Annotated in this window: 22 protein-coding genes and 1 pseudogene; 13 read left to right on the top strand and 10 right to left on the bottom strand. The window is 71.3% G+C overall.

The features are described from left to right. Positions 1 to 9: 9 nt before the first annotated feature. From AB0H56_RS13905 to AB0H56_RS13890, 4 genes are all read left to right on the top strand, one after another. Positions 10 to 2,016: an ATP-binding protein gene (locus AB0H56_RS13905; RefSeq protein ID WP_357161888.1), complete on the top strand. Its 2,007-nt coding sequence runs from the start codon at positions 10 to 12 to the stop codon at positions 2,014 to 2,016. Beyond that, entirely contained in the window at positions 2,007 to 2,687 is a 681-nt protein-coding gene (locus tag AB0H56_RS13900) for a response regulator (protein ID WP_357162097.1), read from the top strand. The genes AB0H56_RS13905 and AB0H56_RS13900 overlap by 10 nt, the downstream gene beginning before the upstream one ends. Before the next feature lie 32 nt (positions 2,688 to 2,719). Beyond that, complete coding sequence (locus AB0H56_RS13895; protein ID WP_357161885.1) at positions 2,720 to 2,872, top strand: hypothetical protein; 153 nt, start codon at positions 2,720 to 2,722, stop codon at positions 2,870 to 2,872. 76 nt (positions 2,873 to 2,948) lie between these two features. Further along, a complete protein-coding gene (locus tag AB0H56_RS13890) occupies positions 2,949 to 3,779 on the top strand; it encodes a class I SAM-dependent methyltransferase (RefSeq protein ID WP_357161882.1) in 831 nt (276 codons plus the stop codon). Between the two features lie 39 nt (positions 3,780 to 3,818). On the opposite strand, the gene dxs is transcribed toward AB0H56_RS13890, so the two are convergent. Continuing rightward, complete coding sequence (dxs, locus tag AB0H56_RS13885; protein WP_357161879.1) at positions 3,819 to 5,717, bottom strand: 1-deoxy-D-xylulose-5-phosphate synthase; 1,899 nt, start codon at positions 5,715 to 5,717, stop codon at positions 3,819 to 3,821. A 282-nt stretch (positions 5,718 to 5,999) separates the two neighbouring features. Between dxs and glsA the strand changes: the two genes are divergently transcribed. Further along, positions 6,000 to 7,808, top strand: coding sequence for a glutaminase A (gene glsA, locus AB0H56_RS13880; protein ID WP_357162094.1), 1,809 nt, complete (start codon positions 6,000 to 6,002; stop codon positions 7,806 to 7,808). 69 nt (positions 7,809 to 7,877) lie between these two features. Beyond that, positions 7,878 to 8,552: an SIMPL domain-containing protein gene (locus AB0H56_RS13875; RefSeq protein ID WP_357161876.1), complete on the top strand. Its 675-nt coding sequence runs from the start codon at positions 7,878 to 7,880 to the stop codon at positions 8,550 to 8,552. 296 nt (positions 8,553 to 8,848) lie between these two features. Here AB0H56_RS13875 and AB0H56_RS13870 read toward each other — a convergent pair whose 3' ends face one another. After that, positions 8,849 to 10,195, bottom strand: coding sequence for a TRAM domain-containing protein (locus tag AB0H56_RS13870; RefSeq protein WP_357161873.1), 1,347 nt, complete (start codon positions 10,193 to 10,195; stop codon positions 8,849 to 8,851). Then, positions 10,192 to 12,189: an APC family permease gene (locus AB0H56_RS13865; RefSeq protein WP_357161870.1), complete on the bottom strand. Its 1,998-nt coding sequence runs from the start codon at positions 12,187 to 12,189 to the stop codon at positions 10,192 to 10,194. The genes AB0H56_RS13870 and AB0H56_RS13865 overlap by 4 nt, the downstream gene beginning before the upstream one ends. A 166-nt stretch (positions 12,190 to 12,355) precedes the next feature. On the opposite strand from AB0H56_RS13865, the gene AB0H56_RS13860 reads away from it, so the two are divergent. Both AB0H56_RS13860 and AB0H56_RS13855 read left to right on the top strand, forming a co-directional pair. Continuing rightward, complete coding sequence (locus tag AB0H56_RS13860) at positions 12,356 to 13,021, top strand: TrkA family potassium uptake protein (RefSeq protein ID WP_357161867.1); 666 nt, start codon at positions 12,356 to 12,358, stop codon at positions 13,019 to 13,021. A 5-nt stretch (positions 13,022 to 13,026) separates the two neighbouring features. Further along, positions 13,027 to 13,698 carry a TrkA family potassium uptake protein gene (locus AB0H56_RS13855; RefSeq protein WP_357161864.1) on the top strand — a complete coding sequence of 224 codons (672 nt, stop codon included), beginning with the start codon at positions 13,027 to 13,029 and terminating at the stop codon, positions 13,696 to 13,698. Position 13,699: 1 nt separating this feature from the next. On the opposite strand, the gene shbA is transcribed toward AB0H56_RS13855, so the two are convergent. The 3 genes from shbA to AB0H56_RS13840 all read right to left on the bottom strand — a co-directional run bounded on the left by shbA (position 13,700) and on the right by AB0H56_RS13840 (position 15,618). After that, positions 13,700 to 14,323, bottom strand: coding sequence for an RNA polymerase sigma factor ShbA (gene shbA, locus AB0H56_RS13850; RefSeq protein WP_357162091.1), 624 nt, complete (start codon positions 14,321 to 14,323; stop codon positions 13,700 to 13,702). 128 nt (positions 14,324 to 14,451) lie between these two features. After that, complete coding sequence (locus AB0H56_RS13845) at positions 14,452 to 15,096, bottom strand: DUF3159 domain-containing protein (RefSeq protein WP_357162088.1); 645 nt, start codon at positions 15,094 to 15,096, stop codon at positions 14,452 to 14,454. A 114-nt stretch (positions 15,097 to 15,210) separates the two neighbouring features. Beyond that, the gene (locus AB0H56_RS13840; RefSeq protein WP_110035692.1) at positions 15,211 to 15,618 is read right to left on the bottom strand and encodes an OB-fold nucleic acid binding domain-containing protein; all 408 of its coding nucleotides are present in this window, start codon (positions 15,616 to 15,618) and stop codon (positions 15,211 to 15,213) included. Positions 15,619 to 15,696: 78 nt separating this feature from the next. Here AB0H56_RS13840 and AB0H56_RS13835 point away from each other — a divergent pair, with 78 nt between their 5' ends. Continuing rightward, positions 15,697 to 16,407: an alpha/beta hydrolase gene (locus AB0H56_RS13835; protein WP_357162085.1), complete on the top strand. Its 711-nt coding sequence runs from the start codon at positions 15,697 to 15,699 to the stop codon at positions 16,405 to 16,407. Positions 16,408 to 16,429: 22 nt separating this feature from the next. Here the strand turns inward: AB0H56_RS13835 and AB0H56_RS13830 are convergent, their stop codons facing one another. Beyond that, entirely contained in the window at positions 16,430 to 17,335 is a 906-nt protein-coding gene (locus tag AB0H56_RS13830) for a DUF3710 domain-containing protein (RefSeq protein WP_357161861.1), read from the bottom strand. Next, the gene (dut, locus tag AB0H56_RS13825; protein WP_110035694.1) at positions 17,335 to 17,805 is read right to left on the bottom strand and encodes a dUTP diphosphatase; all 471 of its coding nucleotides are present in this window, start codon (positions 17,803 to 17,805) and stop codon (positions 17,335 to 17,337) included. Before dut ends, AB0H56_RS13830 begins: the two co-directional genes overlap by 1 nt. Positions 17,806 to 17,938: 133 nt before the next feature. Here dut and AB0H56_RS13820 point away from each other — a divergent pair, with 133 nt between their 5' ends. Then, entirely contained in the window at positions 17,939 to 18,415 is a 477-nt protein-coding gene (locus AB0H56_RS13820) for a DUF3093 domain-containing protein (protein WP_110036094.1), read from the top strand. Between the two features lie 16 nt (positions 18,416 to 18,431). On the opposite strand, the gene AB0H56_RS13815 is transcribed toward AB0H56_RS13820, so the two are convergent. Continuing rightward, on the bottom strand, positions 18,432 to 18,734 hold the full coding sequence (locus AB0H56_RS13815; RefSeq protein WP_110035695.1) for a DUF4193 domain-containing protein: 303 nt from the start codon (positions 18,732 to 18,734) through the stop codon (positions 18,432 to 18,434). A 376-nt stretch (positions 18,735 to 19,110) separates the two neighbouring features. On the opposite strand from AB0H56_RS13815, the gene cei reads away from it, so the two are divergent. Further along, positions 19,111 to 19,794 carry an envelope integrity protein Cei gene (gene cei / locus AB0H56_RS13810; protein ID WP_110035696.1) on the top strand — a complete coding sequence of 228 codons (684 nt, stop codon included), beginning with the start codon at positions 19,111 to 19,113 and terminating at the stop codon, positions 19,792 to 19,794. A 13-nt stretch (positions 19,795 to 19,807) separates the two neighbouring features. Here cei and AB0H56_RS13805 read toward each other — a convergent pair whose 3' ends face one another. After that, on the bottom strand, positions 19,808 to 20,704 hold the full coding sequence (locus tag AB0H56_RS13805) for an inositol monophosphatase family protein (RefSeq protein ID WP_357161856.1): 897 nt from the start codon (positions 20,702 to 20,704) through the stop codon (positions 19,808 to 19,810). 96 nt (positions 20,705 to 20,800) lie between these two features. Here AB0H56_RS13805 and ppgK point away from each other — a divergent pair, with 96 nt between their 5' ends. Both ppgK and AB0H56_RS13795 read left to right on the top strand, forming a co-directional pair. Beyond that, positions 20,801 to 21,559, top strand: coding sequence for a polyphosphate--glucose phosphotransferase (gene ppgK / locus AB0H56_RS13800; RefSeq protein ID WP_357161853.1), 759 nt, complete (start codon positions 20,801 to 20,803; stop codon positions 21,557 to 21,559). A 176-nt stretch (positions 21,560 to 21,735) separates the two neighbouring features. Then, positions 21,736 to 23,145 (top strand): annotated as a pseudogene (locus AB0H56_RS13795) (RNA polymerase sigma factor); the annotation flags it as partial. Between the last annotated feature and the right edge of the window lie 209 nt (positions 23,146 to 23,354).

Genomic DNA, 23,354 nt, shown 5'->3' with positions numbered 1-23,354 from the left:
ACTGAGCCGGTGAGGCTGTTCCCCCGGGGCGTCCGGCTGCGGACGCAGATCGTCTTGCTGCAGGTCGCGCTGGTAGCGCTGTCCCTGGGGCTGGCCTTCGGGGTGTTCGCCTACCTCAGCGATCAGCGGCTCACCGCCGAGTACGGGCAGCGGGCGCTGGCGATCGCGCGGACCGTCGCCAGCGACCCGGTGGTGCGCGCGGAGGTCGCGCGATACGCGGCGCTGCCGCTCGCGGGCGGACCCGGCCTGCGCGCCGAACTCACGGCAGGCGAACTCGAGCGGACCGCCGAAGCGGCACGGCAGCGCACTGCCGCGCTGTTCGTGGTGATCACCGACGACGCGGGATTGCGGCTGGCCCACCCCGATCCGGCCCGGCTGGGCGAGAAGGTGAGCACCGACCCGTCCCAGGCACTGGGCGGGGCCGAGGTGGTGATCAGCGAGCACGGCACGCTCGGGGACTCGGTGCGCGCGAAAGTGCCGGTGCGCGAACCGGGTTCGGACCGGGTCGTCGGAGAGGTGAGCGTCGGCATCTCGACCGCCGCCGTGGGCGAGCAACTGACCAGGGACCTGAGCCGGGCCGGGCTGCTGGTGCTCGGCGCGCTGCTCGCCGGGATCGCGGGCTCGGTGCTGCTGGCCCGGCGCTGGCACGAACTCACCCTGGGCCTGCAACCGGCGGAACTGGCCGAGCTGGTCCGCGAACAGGACGTGGTGCTGCACGGCATCGGGATCGGCGTGGTCGCGGTGGACGCGCGGTGGCGGACGACGGTGATCAACGACGAGGCCAGGGGCCTGCTCGGCATCGGCGGCGAGTCCGGGGTGCCGGTCGAGGCGATCGGTTTGACCCCGCGGGTGCTCGAGGTGTTCCGGGCCGCGGACGGTCATCCGGTGCAGGCGGCGGTCGGCGACCGGATCGTGGTGGTCACCGCGCGCACCGTCAGCCGCGACGGGCGCGCGCTGGGCGCGGTGCTCGACGTGCGCGACCGCACCGACGTGGAATCGCTGACCAGGCAGCTCGACGCGGTCCGCTCGATGAGCACCGTGCTGCGCGCCCAGCGCCACGAGTTCGCCAACCGGCTGCACCTGCTAAGCGGACTCCTGCACGGCGACCGTCCCGACGAGGCCGCCCGCTACCTCGGCGAACTGCTCGGATCCGGACCCCTCGGCGCCGCCATGCCCGGCATCGACGCCGTCCGGGACCCGTACCTGCAGGCCTTCCTCGCCGCCAAGGCGGCCCACGCCAGGGAACGCGGCGTCGCGCTGCGACTCGGCCCGAACACCTGGGTCGACGCGAACCTGCTCGCCCCCGTGGACGTCACGACCGTGCTGGGCAACCTGCTCGACAACGCGATCGACGCGGTGCGCGACCCGCGCCCGGCAGCCGACACCGCCCCCGCGACGACATCCCCGGCGAGTGACACTCCCCCGGCAGCCACCGAACACTCAGCGACATCCCCCGCGACCGGCGCACCGTCGACAACCACCGAACACCCAGCGACACCCTCCCCGAGCGACGCACGCTCGACTGCCACCGAACACTCCGCGGGCGACGCACCTTCTGCAGCCGCCGAAAACTCCGCGAGCGACGCACCCTCGGCAGCCATCGAACTCTCGGTGACACTGTCGCCTTCAGCAGCCACCGGTCTCCAAGCGGCATCCGGCGGCGACAGTGGTTCCGGTGCTGCCCGGTACGGCGTCGGCGCGGAGCACAGAGCGCGCGGGATCGTGGAAGTCGAATTGGTGCAGGAGGATTCGACGTTGCACATCACCGTGGCGGACGACGGGGCCGGGGTGTCGCCGGAGCTGACCGCGACCTTGTTCACCGAGGGCGTGTCGACCAAGCCGGGGGCGGGGGTGCCGGGTGGGCGCGGGGTCGGGCTCGCGTTGGCGCGGCAGGTCGCGCGGGCGCTCGGTGGGGACGTGTGGTTGGCCTCGGCCGGGGGGCCGGGCCGGGAACTGGCGGGGGCGGAGTTCATCGCGCGTCTGCCGGGCGTGCTGAGCGAAGGAGAATCCTGGTGACCGAGTTCCGTGTGCTCGTCGTCGACGACGATTTCCGGGTGGCCAACATGCACGCCGGCATCGTCGGCGCGCTTCCCGGATTCACGGTCGGGGCGGTGGTGAACACCGTGGCCGACGCGCGGCAGGCGCTCGCGGCCGACGCGGTCGACCTGGCGCTGGTGGATGTGTACCTCCCGGACGGGTCGGGAATCGAGCTGGTTCGCGAATTGCGCTGCGACGCCATGATGTTGACCGCTGCGACCGAGTCGGCGACGGTCCGCGCGGCCACGGCGGCGGGCGCGCTGGCCTACCTGGTGAAGCCGTTCGAGCACACCGCCCTGGCCGCCCGGCTGGCCGGGTACGCGCGCTACCGCCGCATCCTGTCCGCGCCGGAGGTCGGCGCCGGCGATGTCGACGCCGCCCTGGCGGCGCTGCGTCCGGCCACACCCGCCGCCGAACGTCCGTCCGCCGCGTCCTCCTCCCCCACCCGCGAGCTGGTGCTCCGCGCGGTCCACGGCGCGCCCGCTCCGCTGTCGGCGGGCGAGATCGCCGCCGCCATCGGGATCTCCCGCGCCACCGCGCAGCGCTACCTCGCCGCCCTCTGCACCACGGGCGACCTGCGCATGCGCCTGCGCTACGGCACGACCGGCCGTCCCGAACAGGAGTACTCGCCGGCCCGCGGCACGCCCTGAGCCGCCCCGGCGCCGCGTGTAGACGACGATGCTTGTCGCCGCGATCCAGCACGGTCACCCTCACCTTCGACACCGACCTGAGCATCCTCAACGCGGTCGGGTTCGCGTTCAACATCGCCCTGCTGGTGCTGACCTTCCTGCCCGCCACCGGACGGTGGCTGGCACACCGCGGGCCGGGGGCCTGACCCGAAAAGCGGTCGACCACCCCGCCTCTCGACGGTAGCGTCGGCACGCCCCGCCACCACCGTCGAGAGGACCGCCGTGCTCGAAGCCGAGATCGCCGCCAACCGCGCGAACTGGGACGACCGCGCCGAGGTGCACGCACGCTCGCGAATGTACGACGTCGAGGCCTTCCTGGCCGACCCGGCCGCGGTCTCGACCGTCGTCCGCAACGACCTCGCGGTACTGGCGCCCCACCTGCCGGAGAACGGGATCGTGGGCCGGTCGCTGCTGCACCTGCAATGCCATATCGGGACCGACACCGTGTCCTGGGCCCGGCTCGGCGCCGTCGAGGTGCACGGGCTCGACCTCTCCCCGAACTCGCTGCGGCACGCCGCGCGCATCGCCGCCGCCGACGGACGCGACATCACCTGGGTCGAGGGCGACGCGCGGAACGCCTCGACACTGATCGACCGCCACTTCGACACCGTCGTGACGAGCGCGGGCACGATCGTCTGGCTGCCCGAGCTCACCGCGTGGGCCCGCTCGATCCACGACCTGCTCGCGCCCGGCGGACTCTTCGTCGTCCGCGACGACCACCCGGTCCTCGGCGCCATGGACCACGAGCCGTGGGAGATCACCGACGACTACCTGGCGGGTGGCGGGGTGCGCACCTACTCCGACAGCGGGACCTACACCGAGGATTCCGCCGGGACGATCGCGCACACGACCAATCACGAATGGCGTCACGACCTCGGCGAGGTCGTCGGCGCGCTGCTGTCGGCCGGGTTGAGCATCGAGGCGCTGCACGAGTTGCCGTACATGGACTGGCCGGCGTTTCCCGACCTCGTCGCCTGTGAGCAGGGCTGGACCCTGGCCGCGGGCAAGCCGCGGATCCCGTTGAACTTCGCGGTCGTCGCCCGCCGCCCGTAGGTGCGCTCGCCCGGTGCTGCCACCGGGCGAGCCCGGACGTCAGCGGGACCGGAGCCAGCCGCCGATGCGCTGGGCGATGGCGTCGGGCGTGAGGCCGAGGTCCTCGAGGATCTCCCCGCGCGCGGCGTGGTCCAGGAACTGCTGGGGCACACCGAGATCGCGGGTCGGGACGTCCAGCCCGGCTTCGCGCAGGCGGGCCGAGAGCGTGGCGCCGATGCCGCCGTGCAGGCCACCGTCCTCGACGGTGACCACGAGCCGGTGGTTCTCGGCCAGCTTGACCAGCGTGTCCGAAACCGGGATGACCCAGCGCGGATCGACCACCGTGACCGAGATCCCCTGCGGGGCGAGCAGTTCGGCGACCCGCATGGCCGTCTCGGCGAACGAGCCCACCGCCACGATCAGCACGTCACCGTGCTGGGACTGAGCCGAGCCCGCGCCGGGTACCGCCAGGCGCAGCACGTCGACGCCGTCGAGCCGCTCGACCGCCGTGATGTCCTCGGCGACACTGCCTTTCGGGAACCGCAGCACGGTCGGTCCGTCGGTGACGGCCAGCGCCTCGCCCAGTTCCTCGCGCAGGGTGGCGCCGTCACGCGGGGCGGCGACCCGGATGCCGGGGATGATGCCGAGCAACGACAGGTCCCACATGCCGTTGTGGCTGGCGCCGTCGGGGCCGGTGATGCCCGCGCGGTCGAGCACGACGGTGACCGGCTGCTTCAGCAGCGCCACATCCATCAGCAGCTGATCGAAGGCGCGGTTGAGGAAGGTGGAGTAGATCGCCACCACCGGGTGCATGCCGCCGAGCGCCAGACCCGCGGCCGAGGCCATCGCGTGCTGTTCGGCGATGCCGACGTCGAACATGCGCTCCGGGAAGCGTTCCCCGAACGCGGCCAGACCTGTGGGACCCGGCATGGCGGCGGTGATGGCAACGATGTCCTCGCGCCGCGCCGCGTGCTCGACGAGTTCCTCGGAGAACACCGCCGTCCAGCCCTTGGCCTTCTTGCCCGCCAGCGGGCGGCCGGTGAGCGGGTCGATCGGATCGCAGGCGTGCATCTGATCGGCGACGTGGTTCTCGGCGTGCTCGTAGCCGTTTCCCTTGCGGGTCACCACGTGCACCACCACCGGACCACCGAAGTCCTTGGCGCGCCGCATCGCCGCCTCGAGCGCGACCAGGTCGTGGCCGTCGACCGGGCCGACGTACTTCATGCCCAGGTCGCCGAAGAGCTCCTGCGGGCTCACCGCGTCCTTGATGCCCGCCTTGAGCGCGTGCACCATCGAGTAGGCCGAATCCCCTACGGCGGGAATGCTTTTGAGAATGCGCTTGCCCGCGTCGAGCGCGTGCTCGTAGGCGGGCTGGGTGCGCAGCGCGGTGAGCCGGTCGGCCAGGCCGCCGATGGTCGGCGCGTAGGAGCGGCCGTTGTCGTTGACCACGACCACCACCGGGCGGTCGGGCGCGCCCGCGATGTTGTTCAGCGCCTCCCAGCACATGCCGCCGGTGAGCGCGCCGTCACCGACGACCGCGACGACGGTGCGGTCCTGCTCGGTCAGCGCGAACGCCTTGGCCAGGCCGTCGGCGTAGGACAGCGCGGCGGAGGCGTGCGAGGACTCCACCCAGTCGTGTTCGCTCTCGGCGCGACTCGGGTAGCCCGACAGGCCGTCGCGCATGCGCAGCGAGTCGAACCGGTCCTTGCGGCCGGTGAGGATCTTGTGCACGTAGGCCTGATGACCGGTGTCGAAGATCAGCGGATCGGCCGGGGAATCGAAGATCCGGTGCAGGGCGATGGTCAGTTCCACCACGCCCAGGTTCGGGCCGAGATGACCACCGGTGGCGGCGACCTTGCGCACCAGGAACTCGCGGATCTCGTCCGCCAGGTCGCGCAGTTGCGGCACGCTCAGCCGGCGCAGATCTTCGGGTGAATCCACCCGCGACAGCACTCCCACCTGAACTCGCTCCCTCCGGACTACAGTGTGATCCGCCCAGTGTATTTGGCCGGGCGAGCGGCTCCGGCTCGCGGCCCCTCCCGCACCCCGCGCGCCGGTGTGCCACCCGCACGTCGCGCACCCCACCGCATGCCCGCTGAACTGGGCGATCCGGGCGCGGCGCACCGCCGCGACGGCTGTGAGGACTATCTCCCCGCGCGTCCCCGCCGGGGGCTCGGCGCCGCGCCCTACAGTGGCGCTGTGGCGCAACCCGATGGTGTCGATCCCGGTGTCGTGGCGAGCATGCTCGACGAGGTGTACGCGGCCCTGCGCGAGGACTGCGCCGGCGCGCCCGCCGACTACATCCCCGAACTCGCCGCGGTGCCGCCCGACTCGTTCGGGCTGTGCCTGGCCACCGCCGACGGGCTCGTCTACGAGGTCGGTGACACCACGACCGGATTCACGATCCAGTCCATCTCCAAGCCCTTCACCTACGCGCTGGCGCTGGCCGACCGCGGCCTCGACGGCGTGGCCGCGCACATCGACGTGGAACCCTCGGGCGAGCCGTTCAACGAGATCAGCCTCGAGCCCGACACCCAGCGCCCCAGCAACCCGATGATCAACTCCGGCGCGATCACCGCGGCCTCCCTGATCGCCGGCCGCGACGCCGCCGACAAATTCGAGCGGGTCCGCCGCTGCTACTCCCGCTTCGCGGGCCGGGAGCTGACGATGGACGAGGCGGTCTACACCTCGGAGGCGCGCACCGGGTTCCGCAACCGCGCGATCGGTTACATGCTGCGCTCGGTCGGGATCATCGACGTCGACCCTGACGACGCCGTCGACCGGTACTTCCGGCAGTGCTCGATCGAGGTCACCTGTACCGACCTGGCCGTGATGGCGGCGACCCTGGCCGACAACGGGGTGAACCCGCGGACGAAGGAGCGAGCGCTCTCGGCCGCGCTCACCGAGCGGGTCCTCAGCGTGATGACGACCTGCGGGATGTACAACGCCGCCGGTGACTGGGTGACCACGGTCGGACTGCCCGCCAAGAGCGGGGTGGGTGGCGGGATCATCGCGGTGCTGCCCGGTCAGCTGGGGATCTCGGTGTACTCGCCCCGGCTGGACGCCCACGGCAACAGCGTGCGCGGCGTCGCGGCCTGCCGGGAGCTCTCGCGGCGGCTGGAATTGCACTTCTGTCACGTGACCCGGTCGGCGCGCACCGCCATCCGCGCCGAGTACACGGTGGCGCAGGTGCCGTCGCGGCTGCGCCGCTCCCCCGCCGACGCCGAGGTGCTGGCGGCGCACGGCGAGCGGGCCCGCGTCTACGAACTGCACGGCGACCTGCTGTTCGCGGGCGCCGAACGGGCGGTGCGCGCCATCGAGGGCAATGTCGGCGCGCTCGACGCGCTGGTGATCGATCTGCGCCGGGTCGGCGAGGTGAGCGCGGTCGCCCGCGAGATGCTCGACGCGCTGCAGGCCGAACTGGTGCGACGGGGAAGCCGGGTCGCGCTGGTCGACCCCGAGGCCAAGCTCGGACACGAGGTGTCCAGCCTCGACCCCGACGATCCGCGCGGTCGGGTGTTCATCGACCGCGACACCGCCACCGAATGGTGCGAGGACATCGTCCTGGCCCGGCACCGCCCACCCGGCACGAACGCGCGCACCTCGATCGAGCTCGCCGACCACCCGCTGCTGCGCGGGCTCGACCCCGCCGACCGGGATCGCCTGGCCGCCGACTTCCAGACCCGTACCTTCGCGCGCGGCGAGGTGATCGCCGACCGGGGCGACCCGCGCTGTGGCCTGTTCTTGATCCTCGACGGCCGCGTCCGGGTCACCTTCCCCGGGACCGACGGGCGGGTGCACCGGCTGGTGACGCTGTCGGCGGGCATGACGTTCGGCGAGATCCCGATGCTGCTGGGGGAACCGTTCGTCAACGAGATCGTCGCCGAGACGCCGTTGCGGGTGGCGGTGATGCGCCCCGAGGTGTTCGACGAGCTCACCCAGGGGCACCCGCAGCTGAAACTGGCCCTGCTGCAACGACTCGCCGCGGGTGCCTACGCGCAGATGGACGCCGCGGTGCGCACCATCTCCGGCAGCGCGGGCAACTACTGAGCGCGGGAACCCCCGATTCGCGGCGGTCGTTGGGCTGCACGACACCCTTGGAGCGACAGGAGCACCACGATGGCAGAGATCTCCCCGCGAGCGAGCGTCACCATGTTCGGGTACGGCAGCGTCCGTGCCGTCCCCGACCTGGTCCGGCTCACGCTGTCGGTGGAATCGCGGTCGGTCACCGTCGTCGGCGCCTATGGACGCGCGGGCGACCGGGTCGCGGCCGTGGTGGCCGCCCTGCGCGCGGCGGGTGTGCGCGACGCGGACATGGCGACCAGCGGGCTGAGCGTGCAGACCGAGACCGTCTACACCAACGACCGCCGCAACGAGATCGTCGGCTATCTCGCGACCACCGGGCTCACGGTGTCGCTGCGGGAGGACATCGGCGCCGACCCCGCCGAGGCCATCGCATCGGCGGTCGCGGCGGGCGGTGACGACGTACGTCTCGGCGGACTGAACCGCAGTCTCGCCGACCCCGAACCCCTGCGCGCGCAAGCCCGGGATGCCGCCTTCGACCACGCCCTTGCCAAGGCCGAGCAGTACGCTGCCCGCGCGGGGATCGCGCTCGGCGAGGTCGTCGAGATCACCGAGAACACCGCCGCCCCCGTGCCCCAGGCCTACGGGATCAGCGCCGAGATGAGCGCCCCGGCGGGGCTCGCCCGAGGCGGTTCCCCGATCCCGATGGTCCCCGGCGAGACCGAGATCAGCGCAACTGTCCGGGTGACCTGGGCACTCGCGCGATCCTGACACCGACCCGGCGATGATGCCGGCACCCGTGCTCCGGCGTGCCGATCATCGCCGACAGTGGTCGTGTCGACCGCCGGCAACGACAGACCGCGGCGACACCTCGAATCACAGCTCGCCCGGGCGTCGGCCGCGCAGTAGGCAGCGCGCCCTGCGCCGAAGGCCCGCGCTGATCGCCGGTGGGGTGGGCGAGCACCCGCGATGATGGCCGGGTCCACCCGGCTCGCGGTGTGCCGGCGCCTGCCCGCCGACAGCGGGTGGCGGGCACAGTCGAGTCCCTGCCGTCGTGGCTGTGGCGCTCAGCGGTCGAGCAGGGCCACGCATTCGACGTGGTGGGTGGCGGGGAAGGCGTCGAAGGCGCGCAGGTCGGCGAGGTGGTAGCCCGCGTCGAGGTAGAGGCCGAGGTCGCGGGCGAACGAGGCCGGGTCGCAGCCGATGTGGACGATGCGGCGGGGGTCGGCGTCGGTGACGGCGGCGACGACCTCCTTGCCCGCGCCCGCGCGCGGCGGGTCGAGGACCACGACGTCCGGCGTGCCCGTGGCGTCGCGGACCCAGCGTTCGACGCGGTCGGCCCGCAGTTCCAGCCACGGCAGATCGCCGAGGGCGGCGGTGCCGTCGGCGACGGCCGCACGGGCCGATTCCACGGCCGCGACCGCGCCGGTCTGCCCGGTCTGCTCGGCCAGGCGCGCGGCGAACACGCCGACCCCGCTGTAGAGATCCCAGCCGGAACCGCCGGGCGTGAGCCCCGACCACTCGGCCACGAGATCCGAATAGCATTGCGCCGCACCGCGATGCGCCTGCCAGAAACCGGTCGCCGCCAGTTCCCAGCGCCGCCCGGCGACGTACTCCACCGCCCGCCCCGACCCGGCGAGCACCCATTCCTCGCGGGGCGCGTTGGTGGCCGACTTGCGCGCGGCCGCCCGATCCCGGACGGCGCCGCGGTCATCGGCGGCCGGACCACGCCGGCCCGCCGGGCGATGGCCGCGTCCGCGGCCGGCGCCGCGCGGGGTGCCCGGTCTGCCACCGGCCTGCGCCGTGTCGGGCACGGCGGCCAGTTCCACGATGTGGCGCACACCGTCGCCGTCGACCGCGACGACCAGATCGGAGCCGGGAGTCCAGCGCCGATCGGCGACACCGTCGAGCGCGCCGGCCACCGGCTGCGGGCAGCGCAGATCCGGGAGCACGGCGGTGCTGCGGAACCGGTGCACCCCGGCGCGGCCGTCGCCGTCGACCACCAGCCGAACCCTGGTACGCCAGCCGCCGGTCTCGGCGGCGTCGCCGATCGGCTCGACCGTCACCTCGCGCTCCACCCCGGCGAGCCTGCGCAGCTGCTCGGCCACCACCGTGGCCTTCAGCGCCCGCTGCGCGGCGGGCGTGGCGAAGGAGAAGTCACAGCAGCCGGCACCGCCGGGCCCGGAGACCGGGCAGGTCGCGGGCACCCGATCCGGGGACGCCTCGATGATCTCGACGGCGTCGGCCCGGCAGAACGAGCCGCCACGGTCCTCGGTGACCAGGGCGCGCACCAGCTCGCCGGGCAGTCCGTGCCGCACGAACACCACACGGCCCTCGTGACGACCGACACAGAATCCGCCGTGCCCGGGTGGCCCGAGCCGGATCTCGAATTCCTGTCCGCGCCACTCGCTCATCGCCGGCGTCCCGGTTGTTCGAAGCCGCGCCGCACCGAACCGGGCGCGTTCACGTCGGCGGGCTGCTTGGCCCGCGTCGAGGAACTCAGCTGCCACGGCACGCTGGTGACCATCACACCGGGCTCGAACAGCAGCCTGCCCTTGAGCCGCAGCGCCGACTGGTTGTGCAGCACCTGCTCCCACCAGTGGCCGACCACGTATTCGGGGATGAACACGGTGACGACATCGCGCGGAGAGTCCTTGCGCACCCGCTTGACGTATTCGAGGACCGGCTTGGTGATCTCGCGGTACGGCGATTCGACCACCTTCAACGGCACGTTGATCTCGCTGTTCTCCCACTCGCGCACCAGCTTGCGGGTGTCGGCGTCGTCGACGTTGACCGTCACCGCCTCGAGCGTGTCGGGCCGGGTCGCGCGGGCGTAGGCCAGCGCGCGCCGGGTCGGCAGGTGCAGCTTGGAGACCAGCACGATGGAATGGGTTCGGCTGGGCAGCACGCCGTCCCAATCGGATTCGTCGAGCTCGCGCGAGACCGAGTCGTAGTGCTTGCGGATGAGCTTCATCACGATGAAGATCGCCACCATCGTCAGGATCGCGATCCAGGCACCCGCGAAGAACTTGGTGATCAGCACGATGATCAGCACGGTGCCGGTCGCGGTGAGACCGATCGCGTTGATCACCCGCGAGCGCTGCATCTTCGACCGCTGCGCCGGATCGGTCTCGGTGCGCAGCAGGCGCGTCCAGTGCCGCAGCATGCCGGTCTGGCTCAGCACGAACGAGACGAACACGCCGACGATGTAGAGCTGGATGAGCTTGGTCACCTCGGCGCCGAACAGCACCACGAACGCGATGGCCGCGCCGGACAGGAACAGGATGCCGTTGGAGAAGGCCAGCCGGTCGCCACGGGTGTGCAGCTGACGCGGCAGGTACCGGTCCTGCGCCAGGATCGAGCCGAGCACCGGGAAACCGTTGAACGCGGTGTTGGCGGCCAGCACCAGGATCAGCGCGGTGACGATGGTGATGAAGAAGAAGCCGATCGGGAAGCCGTGGAAGACGGCCTCGGCGATCTGCGCGATCAGCGTCTTCTGGTGGTAGTCGGCGGGCGCGCCGACCAGATTCGACGCGTCGTGGGCGTACACGACGCCGATCTTCTGGGCCAGGATGATGATGCCCATCAGCAGCACGATCGCGATGCTGCCCAGCAGCAACAGCGTGGTCGCGGCATTGCGGGACTTGGGCTTACGGAACGCGGGCACGCCGTTGCTGATCGCCTCGACACCGGTCAGCGCGGCACAGCCGGAGGAGAAGGCCCGCGCGATCAGGAAAGCGAAGGCGATGCCGTAGAGGTGTTCGTCCTCGGCCTCGAGCCCGAATCCGGCCGAGGCCGCCTGGATGTCGTCCCCGAGCACGTACGTCCGGAACAGGCCCCAGCCGAGCATCACCGCCATGCCGATGATGAAGGCGTAGGTCGGGATCGCGAAGGCGGTGCCCGACTCGCGCACGCCGCGCAGGTTGATGGCGGTGAGCACCGCGATCGCCACCACCGCGAACAACACCTTGTGCGTGGCGACGAACGGAACGGCCGAGCCGATGTTGGAGGCCGCCGAGGAGATCGACACCGCCACCGTGAGCACATAGTCGACCAGCAACGCGCTGCCGACGGTCAGACCCGCGGTGGGGCCGAGATTCTTCGTCGCGACCTCGTAGTCGCCACCGCCCGACGGATAGGCGTGCACGTTCTGCCGGTAGCTGGCGACCACGACCGCCATCACGAACGCCACGGCCAAGCCGACCCACGGGGCGTACAGGTAGGCCGAGATGCCCGCCGCGGACAGGACGAGGAAGATCTCCTCCGGCGCGTACGCCACCGAGGACATCGCGTCGGAGGCGAACACCGGCAGGGCGATCCGCTTGGGCAGCAGGGTATGGCCGAGCGAATCGCTGCGGAACGGCCTGCCGAGCAGCAAACGCTTCGCTGCCGTCGTCAACTTGGACACCGGGCTGAGCATAGAGGAGTTCATCGGCCGGTTCGCGTCCACGTTCGGCGCACCGGCGCGGGTGTCGTGATTGTTTGTCCGGGCCCGGCGAGGGGAAAATGGCCGAGGGGACCTCCGGCGGGTACGGTCCATGCCGGGATGCCACGGCCAGGAACGAGGGTGCACGGTGTACGTAGTGATCATGGGGTGCGGACGAGTGGGCTCGTCGCTGGCGCGCGCCCTGGTCCGGGTCGGCCACGAGGTCACGGTGATCGACCGCGATCCCAGCGCGTTCCGCCGGCTGGGTGAGGGGTTCACCGGGCAGGAAGTGGTGGGCGTCGGATTCGACCGGGATGTGTTGACCCGCGCGGGAATCGAGCGCGCCGACGCCTTCGCGGCGGTGTCCTCCGGGGACAACTCCAACATCATCTCGGCCAGGGTGGCCAGGGAGATGTTCGGCGTCGAGCGGGTGGTCGCGCGGATCTACGACGCCAAACGCGCCGAGGTGTACGAACGCCTCGGCATCCCGACCATCGCGACCGTGCCGTGGACCACCGACCGGTTCCTGCGCAGCCTCATCGGCGACAACTCCACCACCACCTGGCGCGACCCGACCGGCGCGGTGGCGATCACCCAGCTCACCCTGCACGAGGACTGGTCCGGTCGCACGGTCCGGGACCTGGAACGGGCGCTCGGGGTGCGGGTGGCGTTCCTGCTGCGCTTCGGCCAGGGCCTGCTGCCCGAGGCCAAGACCATCGTGCAGGCCGACGACGTGGTGTACGTCGCGGCGACATCGGGCAGTGTCGGCGAGACGGTCGCGCTGGCCGCCAAGCCCCCGGCGAGCGAGGACTGATCGAGATGAAGGTTGCCATCGCCGGAGCGGGCGCCGTGGGGCGCTCGATCGCCAGGGAACTGCTGCGGGGCGGGCATCGGGTGATGCTGCTCGAGCGTCAGCTCGATCACATCGACCCCGCCGCCATCCCCGACGCGGTCTGGGTGCACGCCGACGCCTGCGAGCTGTCGCTGCTGGAGAACGCTGAACTCGAGACCTACGAGGTGGTCATCGCGGCCACCGGGGACGACAAGGCCAATCTCGTGCACAGCCTGCTCGCCAAGACCGAGTTCGGCGTGCGCCGGGTGGTCGCGCGGGTCAACGATCCGCGCAACGAATGGCTCTTCGACGATTCCTGGGGCGTCGATGTGGCGGTCTCCACGCCACGTCTGCTGGCCTCCCTGGTGGAGGAGGCCGTCTCGGTGGGTGATCTGGTGCGGCTGATGACGCTGCGGCAGGGCCAGGCCAACCTGGTGGAGATCACGCTGCCCACCGACACCCAGCTCGCGGGCAAACCCGTGCGCACGCTGGCGATGCCGCGCGACACCGCGCTGGTGACGATCCTGCGCGGCGGGCGGGTGATCGTGCCGCAGCCCGACGACCCGTTCGAGGGCGAGGACGAACTGCTGTTCGTCACGTCGGTGGAAGCCGAGGAAGACCTGCGCCTGACCCTGGCCACCCACGGGATCAAGCCGTAGTTCAGGCCGCCTTCAGCTGCGCGCGCAGCTTGTTCAGCGCGCGGTGCTGCATCACCCGCACCACGCCGGGGCTGGTGCCGATGGCCTCGGCGGTCTGCGCCGCGCTCCAGCCGAGCACGATCCGCATGACCAGCACCTCGCGATGGTTCGGGGCCAGTCCCGACATCAGCTCGTGGGTCGCCGCGCGCCGCTCCATGGCCAGCGCCCAGTCCTCCGGCCCCGCGGCGCCGGAGGCCGTGTCGGGCACCTCGGCCACCGGGTAGGCGGTGTGCTTGGCGCGCCGGAACGCGTCGGAGACCTTGTTGGCGGCGATGCCGTAGACGAACGCCAGGAACGACTTGCCCTGGTCCCGGTAACGCGGGATGGCGGTGACCGTGGCCATGAGCACTTCCTGGGCGACGTCGTCGGCGGTGACGGTCAGGTGCCCGGTGGCGCCCATCCTGGACGAGCAGTAGCGCCGCACCAGCGGGTGCACCAGGCGCACGATCTCGGCGATGGCCTCGCGATCACCGGCCGCGGCGGGCGCGATGAGAGCGTCGAGTTCGGCCCCGATGCGCTTGCTCTCCGACAGCACGGCGGCGGTCGTGTTCTTCGATGCGCCGCGGGGGCGATGCTCGGTAGCCATCATGGTCGCCGGTCCTCTCACGATCACTGCGATTTCTGTTACGCATTGATCGTGCGACGATCCGGACCGGGCGACCAGGCACCCCAGGGTGGGTACTTCCCCACCTCCGGCGCCCCCGCGCTCACCCTTCAGGCGCGCGCGGAATCCGTTCCGGCAGCGGCGGAATCACTCTTCTCGGCGGGCAGGTGCCCGGCGCGGCGGACCGCCCACACCGTGATCACCAGGGCCACCGCCGTCAGCGGCCAGCCCATGCCGATCCTGGCCACCGCCAGCCAGGTGGTGTGGTCGGTGTCGTAGAGCTGGGACTGCACCAGGTAGCGCGCGCCGAACACGACCACCCACACCACGGTGGCCAGATCGTAGAGTTTGCGGATGCGCCGATCGGCACGCCAGCTCGTGCCGTGCCCGTTGAGCGCGCCCCAGATGACCCCGACCAGCGGCCGCCGGAACAGGATCGACAGCGCGAACACACCGGCGTACACCAGGCTGGTGTAGATGCCGAACAGGAAGAACCCCTTGGCCTCCCCCATCCGGTAGGCGATGAACGCGCACACGCCGACCCCGAGGAAACCGGAGATCGCGGGCTGCACGGGGCTGCGCCGGTACAGGCGCCACACGAGCACGCCCGCGGCCACCCCCAGTGCCGCCCAGATGGCCGCGGTGAGCCCGGCCACGGTGTTCACGGGGACGAACACCAGCACGGGCAGGGTGGAGTAGATCAGGCCGCTGAAGCCACCCATCTGCTCGAGCAGGGTCTGCTCGGTGCGTGCCACCTCACCGTCGACGGCGGGGTCGACAGGGTCGGCCGGGAGATCGGTCGCCACCGGGAGCACCACGGTGGGTTCGGAGTCCGCGGCGGGGTGGTACTCGTCGCTGGTGGGCATACGTCAGCTGTTCCCGCGCAATTCGTAGTAGGGGTTGAAGATCACCTTGCGGCCGTCGCGGTCACCCACGCGGCCACGGACCATGATGCGCCGGCCCGGTTCGATTCCGGGAATCCGCCTGCGCCCGATCCAGACGAGCGTGATGGCGTCGGTGCCGTCGAAGAACTCGGCCTGCACGGTGGCGCCCGCCGACTTCGGGCACGCCTCGACGCTGCGGAGCCTGCCGAGGATGGTGGCCTCCTCGCCGCGACAACAGTCGGCGGCGCGCCGGGCGCCGGAGGCGTCGGCGGTCTCCGCCAGTTCCTCGGCGTCGAGCTGATCGATGTCGGCGGTCAGACGGCGACCGAGTCGACGAAAATATCCCGAGTCCGGACCCGATCCCGACTTGCGTCCGCCCGTGGATGACGACATGGCACGCTTCTCCCGCTAGTTGGCCGTACACCGCCACTGTAGTTGGGCAAACACCTCGGCCGCTACGCTCGGTCCGTGATGTGCACCCCACCCCAGGTCACCGTGGTCGCCCTGCCCGGAACCGGCTCCGATGCCGATTTCGCCGCACGGGCTTTCGGTCCCGCGGCGGCCGCCGCCGGTCTGGCGTTCCAGGCCGTCGAGCCGGATCCGCGGGCCGTGATCGCGAGCTGTACCGCGGCTTTGGACGCCGCGGCGGCACGCGGTCCGGTCCTGGCCGCAGGCATTTCCCTCGGTGCCGCGATCGCGCTCGACTGGGCTGCCGGGCGCCGCACCGCGGTGGTCGGTGTCATCACAGCATTACCCGCGTGGACCGGCGCCGAAACCGCCGACTGCCCTGCCGCGTCGAGCGCCTCGGTTACCGCCGGGCAATTGCGTGCCGACGGGCTGGAGGCAGTGATCGCCCGGATGCGCGCGTCGAGCCCGCCGTGGCTGGCCGACGCGCTCACCCAGTCCTGGCGCGGCCAGTGGCCACACCTGCCCGACGCGCTCGAGGAGGCGGCGGCCTACGCCTGGCCGACGCCCGAGCTGCTCGCGCGCGTCGAGACGCCGGTGGCCGTGGTCGGCGCGAGCGACGACCCGGTGCACCCGATCGCGGTGGCCGAACAGTGGGCGGCCACGCTGCCGCAGGCCCGGCTGCACAAGGTGACGCTGGCCGAACTCGGCGCCGATCCGGCGGTGCTCGGCCGGGCCGGGTTCGCCGAACTCGCCGCGGCCGGCGGCGCCTGGTAGGCGGCACCGGCCGCGCGCGGTCCTAGTTCAGGCCGAGCTGCTGCATGGCCGAGCCGTCGGCGCCGCGCCGCGGCTCGTCGGGCAGCTTCGGCGGCAGCGCCGAGGTGGGCGCCGCCTGCGCGGCGATGGCCTGCGCGGCGATGGCCTGCTGCTGTGCCTGCACCTGCTGCTGGTGGGCGGCCGCGAGCTGCTCGGCCAGTTCCTGGGGCAGCACCACCGGCAGCGGATCACGCACCGGCAGCGGCTCGGTGCCGCGGCGCACCACGGCGTCGGCGAGGACCGCGCGCGCCGCGGTGATCAGCGGGCTGCGGTCGTCGACCGCGCCCGAGGGGCCCGCCGCGACGAGCCGGATCATCCACCGCGGCCCGTCGACACCGATGAAGCGCAGGTCGGCGCCCTCCGTGATCGCCTTCACCTCGCGACCCCACGGACCCTTCTCCACCGCGACGCTCGCGCCGTCGGCGCGCAGCGACTCGGCCAGGTCGGCGGCCACAGTGCGCCACTGCCCGGCCGACTTCGGCGCGGCGTAGGCGGAGACGGTGAGCCGGCCGTGTTCGGTGGCCAGGTGCACCGCCTGCGGGGTGCCGTCCGGGCTCATCTCCACCTGCAGCTGGCCGCCCGGCGGCAACGGGATGACGACCGAGCCGAGGTCGAGCCGCTGGGCGATGACCTCGTCGGAGACCTCACTGATGTCGTAGGGACCGGCGGCGGCGTCGGGCTGGTGATCGAAGTTGCCGTAGATCCGCTCGTCGGTGGGCGCGTCGTCGAAGTCCAGGCGCGCGAAGTCGGGGCGCGGGAACTCGTCGGTGTCGTACTCGTCGTCGTAGCCGTCGAGTTCGTCGTAGTCCTCGGCGTCGTCGTAGCGGGGTTCGTCGTAGTCGACGACCTCCTCGTCGTGCCGCCGATTCTTCTTGCCGAACAGACCCATTACGCCTCCTCGCCGGCCAGGCTCGCGTGCCCGCCGCTCGACCCGTATCCACCGGTACCGCGCGCGGTGTCGTCGAGATCGTCGACCTCGGCGAACTCGACCAGCTCCACCCGCTGCACCAGCAGCTGGGCGATCCGGTCGCCGCGGCGCAGTTCGATCGCGGTGCGCGGGTCGTGGTTGATCAGGCACACCTTGATCTCGCCGCGATAGCCCGCGTCGACCGTGCCGGGGGTGTTGACCACCGACAGGCCCGCCTTCGCGGCCAGCCCGGACCGGGGATGGATCAACCCGACGGTCCCCACGGGCAGCGCGATCGCGATTCCGGTGCCGACCAGCACCCGCTCGCCCGGTTCGATGATCACGTCCTCGGTGGTACAGAGATCGACGCCCGCGTCGCCTTCATGGGCACGCGTCGGCACAGGGATGCCGGGATCGAGCCGCCGCAGCGGAATCGGTGCAAGTGCGTTCACATCGGTCGAGCCTACGCGCTCGAGGGCCCGACCTTGCGGTCACCGCCCCGGCTCGGTGGCCTACTCTGGACAGGTGCCCGACCAGCCCCGTTCGACGACCACCGACAGCACCGACACCGACCACCGCGAGCCGGTGACACGCGCCGCCTCGCCCTACCGCGAGCGGCTGTGGGTGCCGCTGTGGTGGTGGCCGATCGGGTTCGCCATCGCGGGCCTGCTGGCCGCGGAGATCCACATGGGCGCGCCCGGCCTGCGCGCGTGGCTGCCCTATGTGCTGCTCGCGCCGGTGCCGGTCTGGATCCTGCTGTGGATGAGCAGGCATCGGCTGGAGGTCACCGTCGCGCCCGACGGTGCCGCGGAACTGCGCGTCGACCGCGCCCACCTGCCGGTGAGCTTCGTCGCGCGCGCGGCGGCCGTCGCACCGACGGCCAAGAGCGCGGCGCTGGGTCGTCAGCTCGACCCCGCCGCGTATGTCCAGCACCGCGCCTGGATCGGGCCGATGGCCCTGCTGGTGCTCGACGACCCGGACGACCCGACGCCGTACTGGTTGATCAGCACGCGCAGGCCCGAACGGGTCCTGGCCGCGCTCGGACTCCCGAGCGCGGGCTGACCCTCGTCTCTTCTCGTTATGCGGCGCAATCCATGCAGATCAGCTGGCCGCCCTTCTCGCTGGCCAAGCGGCTGCGATGGTGCACGAGGAAGCAGCTCGAACAGGTGAATTCGTCCGCCTGCTTCGGGATCACCCGAACGCTGAGTACTTCCTCGGACAGGTCCGCGCCGGGAAGCTCGAACGATTCCGCCGTATCGGACTCGTCGATGTCCACGACGGCGGACTGCGCCTCGTTGCGGCGGGCCTTCAGCTCCTCGAGCGAATCCTCCGACACTTCGTCGGATTCGGTACGCCGCGGTGCGTCATAGTCGGTTGCCATGTCGTCTTCCCCTCAGTCCTTACTCCGTATATCCCGGATCGGTTCGCCGACCGAGACCCCGTAGGGATTCGGCCTTCGTCCCGCCCCGCCGGTGGTGCACCTCACACGTACACCGACTCGCCTATCAGGGTCGATCGGCGAAGATCTACTCCGACAGCGTTCGGTTAACGCAGGACATGCCCTGGTTGTTCCCGCGACCGTGCACCGTTTCACCGGTGTTTATTCGATCTGGGCGGGCAGACAATAGCGGACCTACGGACAAATGTCGCAATCAAATCCCGGCCGAGTCGAAACCGACGACGAATCTTCACCTGGCGGGAAACTCGCCGAGACCTCCGGCGCGGGCGTGTGGCCGCCGAACTCGTAGAGTGAGCGCGTGGTTTCACTGATCACCGAAGGCAGCGCGACCGATCGCGACGGCAACCCTTATCCGCGGCGGCGGCCCGAGCTCTGGCTCGCGCTCGTCCTCGTGCTGGCTCTGGTGAGCCTGTTCGTCTGGATCACGGCGTTTCGCACCCATGACGACAGCAATGAGCCCATGGCCTGCAACGCGCCGAGCACCCCGACGGCCACCAACGCGGCCCAGCCCGCGCCGCTGGGTACCCGGGTCGGCCCTTCCCGCCTCGACGAGGTGGATCCGGCGGCCCTGTCGGAGTCGAAGGTGCGCGTCTTCAACGCCAACGGCAAGAGCGGGCAGGCGGGCAACATCGCCACCGCGCTGGGCGACCTCGGCTTCGCGAGCGCGCCGGGGACACAAGTCGGTAACGATCCGGTCTACGTCAACGGCGACCTCAACTGCACCGGCCAGATCCGCTTCGGCGTGAACGGCCGGCCGGCCGCGGCCTCGGTGCAGCTGGCCGCGCCGTGCGCCGAGCTGATCGAGGATCCGCGCACCGACGACAGCGTCGACCTGGTGCTCGGCCTCGGTTTCGGCGAGTCGCTGCGTCCCGGCGCCGACGCGGAGGCCGTGCTGCGGGCACTGAAGAATCTCGCGCCGGGGGCGAGCTCGTCCTCGATCGATCCCGACCTGCTCGAGGCCGCCCGCACCGTCCAGTGCTGACGGCCCGCGGGCACTAGTCGGGCAGCGCGGTGGTCGCGCCGACCCGCGTCAACAGCGCGGACAGGTCGGCGGCCACACCGGGCGCCGCCACGACCGTCAGCTCCCCGGCGGCCCCGCCCACGGTGACGTCGGGGACGCGCACCACCGCGCCCGCCTCGGCGGCGATCAGCGCGCCCGCGGCCCAGTCCCAGGCGTTGAGCCCGTGTTCGTAGTAGCCGTCGAGTTCGCCCGCCGCGACGTGGCACAGGTCCATCGCGGCCGCGCCGAGCCTGCGGATGTCGCGGATCTCGGGCAGCACCGCCGCCAGCAGCTCGGCCTGCTTCGCGCGGCGCGCGGCCCCGTAGGCGAAGCCGGTGCCGATCAGCGCCACGGCGAGCGAATCCTCGCGCGCGCACCGCAGTCGGGTGCGGGTGCCGTCGGCGCGCACGGCGTGGGCGCCACCGCCGAGCGCGGCGCTGTAGGTCGTCGCGGTGGCCACGTCGACGACCGCGCCCGCCACCGGGCTGCCGTCGCGCACGGCGGCCACCGACACGGCGTAGCCGGGCAGCCCGTAGAGGAAATTGACGGTGCCGTCGATCGGGTCGACGACCCACGTGACGGCCCCCGCCGCACTCGCGCCGACGTCACCACCGCCCTCCTCCCCCAGGATCGGGTCGGCGGGCCTGCGCTCGGCCAGCAGCGCGCGGATGAGCTGTTCGGACTCGGTGTCGACGACGGTGACCGGGTCGGTGACGTGTCCCTTGGTCGCGACGGCGCCCGCGGCGGGACCGTCCGCGGCGAACACCTGCGGTCTGCGGGCCCGCACGTGCGCGGCCGCGGCCTCGGCGAGTTCCACGGCGAGCGAACGCAATTCGTCGTGCTCGGCGGCGACGGTGGGGGCGATGGTCTCGGAGCTCGTGTGTTCGGGCACCACTCCATGCCATCACATGCCGGGTCGACTCGCCCGGAACGTGACACCCGCTACTCTTTGTCAGGCACATCGACCGGACCAGCGAGGGGTTGAACCATGTCTGCTCGAGGGCACGCCTTCGGCATCGATATCGGCGGTAGCGGGGTCAAGGGAGCGCTGGTGGATCTGTCCACCGGTCTGTTGACCCACGACCGGATCAAGATCGCCACACCGCAGCCGTCGACCCCGGACGCCGTCGCCGGCGCGGTCGCCGAACTGGTCGCCCAGGCGGGCTGGGACGGCCCGGTCGGCCTGACCATGCCGTGCGTGGTCCTCGACGGCCACGCCAGGACCGCCGCCAACATCGATCCGGGCTGGATCGGCACCGACGCGCGCGCCCTGTTCGCCAAGGCACTGGGCGGGCGCGAGGTGACGGTGCTCAACGACGCCGACGCGGCGGGCCTGGCCGAGGACACCTACGGCGCCGCGCGCGAGCTCGACGGCCTCACCCTGCTGCTCACCTTCGGGACCGGCATCGGCTCGGCGCTGCTCTACAACGGCACCCTGGTGCCCAACTCGGAGCTGGGCCATCTGGTGGTCGAGGGCGACGAGGCCGAGCACCTGGCCGCCGCGTCGGTGAAGGACCGCGAGGAGCTGAGCTACCCGCAGTGGGCGCAGCGCGTGAGCACGGTCCTGCGCCACCTCGAGGACCTGTTCTGGCCGAAGGTGATCGTCGCGGGCGGCGGCATCAGCCGCGATCACGAGCAGTGGATTCCGTTGCTCACCAACCGAACTCCGGTGATTCCGGCCGTTCTGAAGAACACCGCGGGTATCGTCGGCGCGGCGATGGCCATCGAGGGAGGCATCGCACCGTAGCCCGGCACGCGGGGCGACGCAACGCCTCGGTGGCATCGTGCCATGAGTACCCTGGTTGGATCGTTACAATGGAACACGTCCGGCGGTGAGCCGGTGAAACCTTCCGGCCGCAGCCGGTCGCCCGCCGACCGACGCACCGCCGGTGCAACCCGACCGACCGCTCCGCCGGAACATCACTCTGGCGTGACGCCGCACGAGACCGTCACGAAAGGGCGTACGTGGTAGCCACGAATACCCGTCAGACCGCCGACTCGGCCGACGCCGACGCCGACGCCACCACCCCGGCCAAGAAGGCTCCGGCCAAGAAGGCCGCCGCCAAGAAGGCCCCGGCGAAGAAGGCCGCTGCCAAGAAGGCTCCGGCGAAGAAGGCTGCCGCCAAGAAGGCTCCGGCCAAGAAGACCGCCGCCAAGAAGGCGACCGCGGCCGAGGGTGGCGCCGAGCAGCTCGACGACGAGTCGATCGAACTCGACGATCTCGGCGATCTCGAGGTCTCCGAGGACGAACTCACCGACGGCGACGCGCTCGTCGAAGAGGTGGCCGAGGACACCGCCGAGGAAGCCGAGACCGAGGAGCCGTCCGAGAAGGACAAGGCCTCCGGCGATTTCGTGTGGGACGAGGAGGAGTCCGAGGCGCTGCGGCAGGCCCGCAAGGACGCCGAGCTCACCGCCTCCGCCGACTCGGTGCGTGCCTACCTCAAGCAGATCGGCAAGGTCGCGCTGCTCAACGCGGAGGAGGAGGTCGAACTCGCCAAGCGGATCGAGGCCGGCCTGTTCGCCGCGGAGAAGATGCGCGAGTTCGCCGAGGCGGGCGAGAAGCTCTCGGTCACCACCCGCCGCGATTTCAACTGGATCGTGCGCGACGGCAACCGGGCCAAGAACCACCTACTCGAGGCCAACCTCCGCCTGGTCGTCTCGCTGGCCAAGCGCTACACCGGCCGCGGCATGGCGTTCCTGGATCTGATCCAGGAGGGCAACCTGGGTCTGATCCGCGCGGTCGAGAAGTTCGACTACACCAAGGGCTACAAGTTCTCGACCTACGCGACGTGGTGGATCCGTCAGGCCATCACCCGCGCCATGGCCGACCAGGCCCGCACCATCCGCATCCCGGTGCACATGGTCGAGGTCATCAACAAGCTCGGTCGCATCCAGCGCGAGCTGCTCCAGGATCTGGGCCGTGAGCCCACGCCGGAGGAGCTGGCCAAGGAAATGGACATCACGCCGGAGAAGGTGCTGGAGATCCAGCAGTACGCGCGTGAGCCCATCTCGCTGGACCAGACCATCGGCGACGAGGGCGACAGCCAGCTCGGCGACTTCATCGAGGACTCCGAGGCCGTCGTCGCGGTCGACGCGGTGAGCTTCACCCTGCTGCAGGATCAGCTGCAGTCGGTGCTGGAGACCCTGTCCGAGCGCGAGGCGGGCGTGGTCCGGCTGCGCTTCGGCCTGACCGACGGTCAGCCGCGCACCCTCGACGAGATCGGCCAGGTCTACGGCGTGACGCGTGAGCGCATCCGGCAGATCGAGTCGAAGACGATGAGCAAGCTGCGCCACCCGAGCCGTTCGCAGGTCCTGCGCGACTACCTCGACTAGCGCCCAGCGCGCGAGGCCCGGTTCCATCCCCGGATGGAACCGGGCCTCTTTTTGTTTCCGAATGAGAATGCCGATCGGTTGGTATTCCCAATAAACCGGACGCGGTAACCGTTTCGTGATCAAACCCACACCGTCGAATCGCACTGCGAACACTCCGAATTCACGATCCGGCCCGTATCGTCGGGCACCAAGCTTTTCGTTCTACCGCC

Source organism: Nocardia sp. NPDC050717, assembly GCF_040654275.1.
Taxonomy (GTDB): domain Bacteria; phylum Actinomycetota; class Actinomycetes; order Mycobacteriales; family Mycobacteriaceae; genus Nocardia.
The sequence above is the reverse complement of the archived record's forward strand: the minus strand, read 5'-3'. Positions and strand labels throughout refer to the sequence as shown.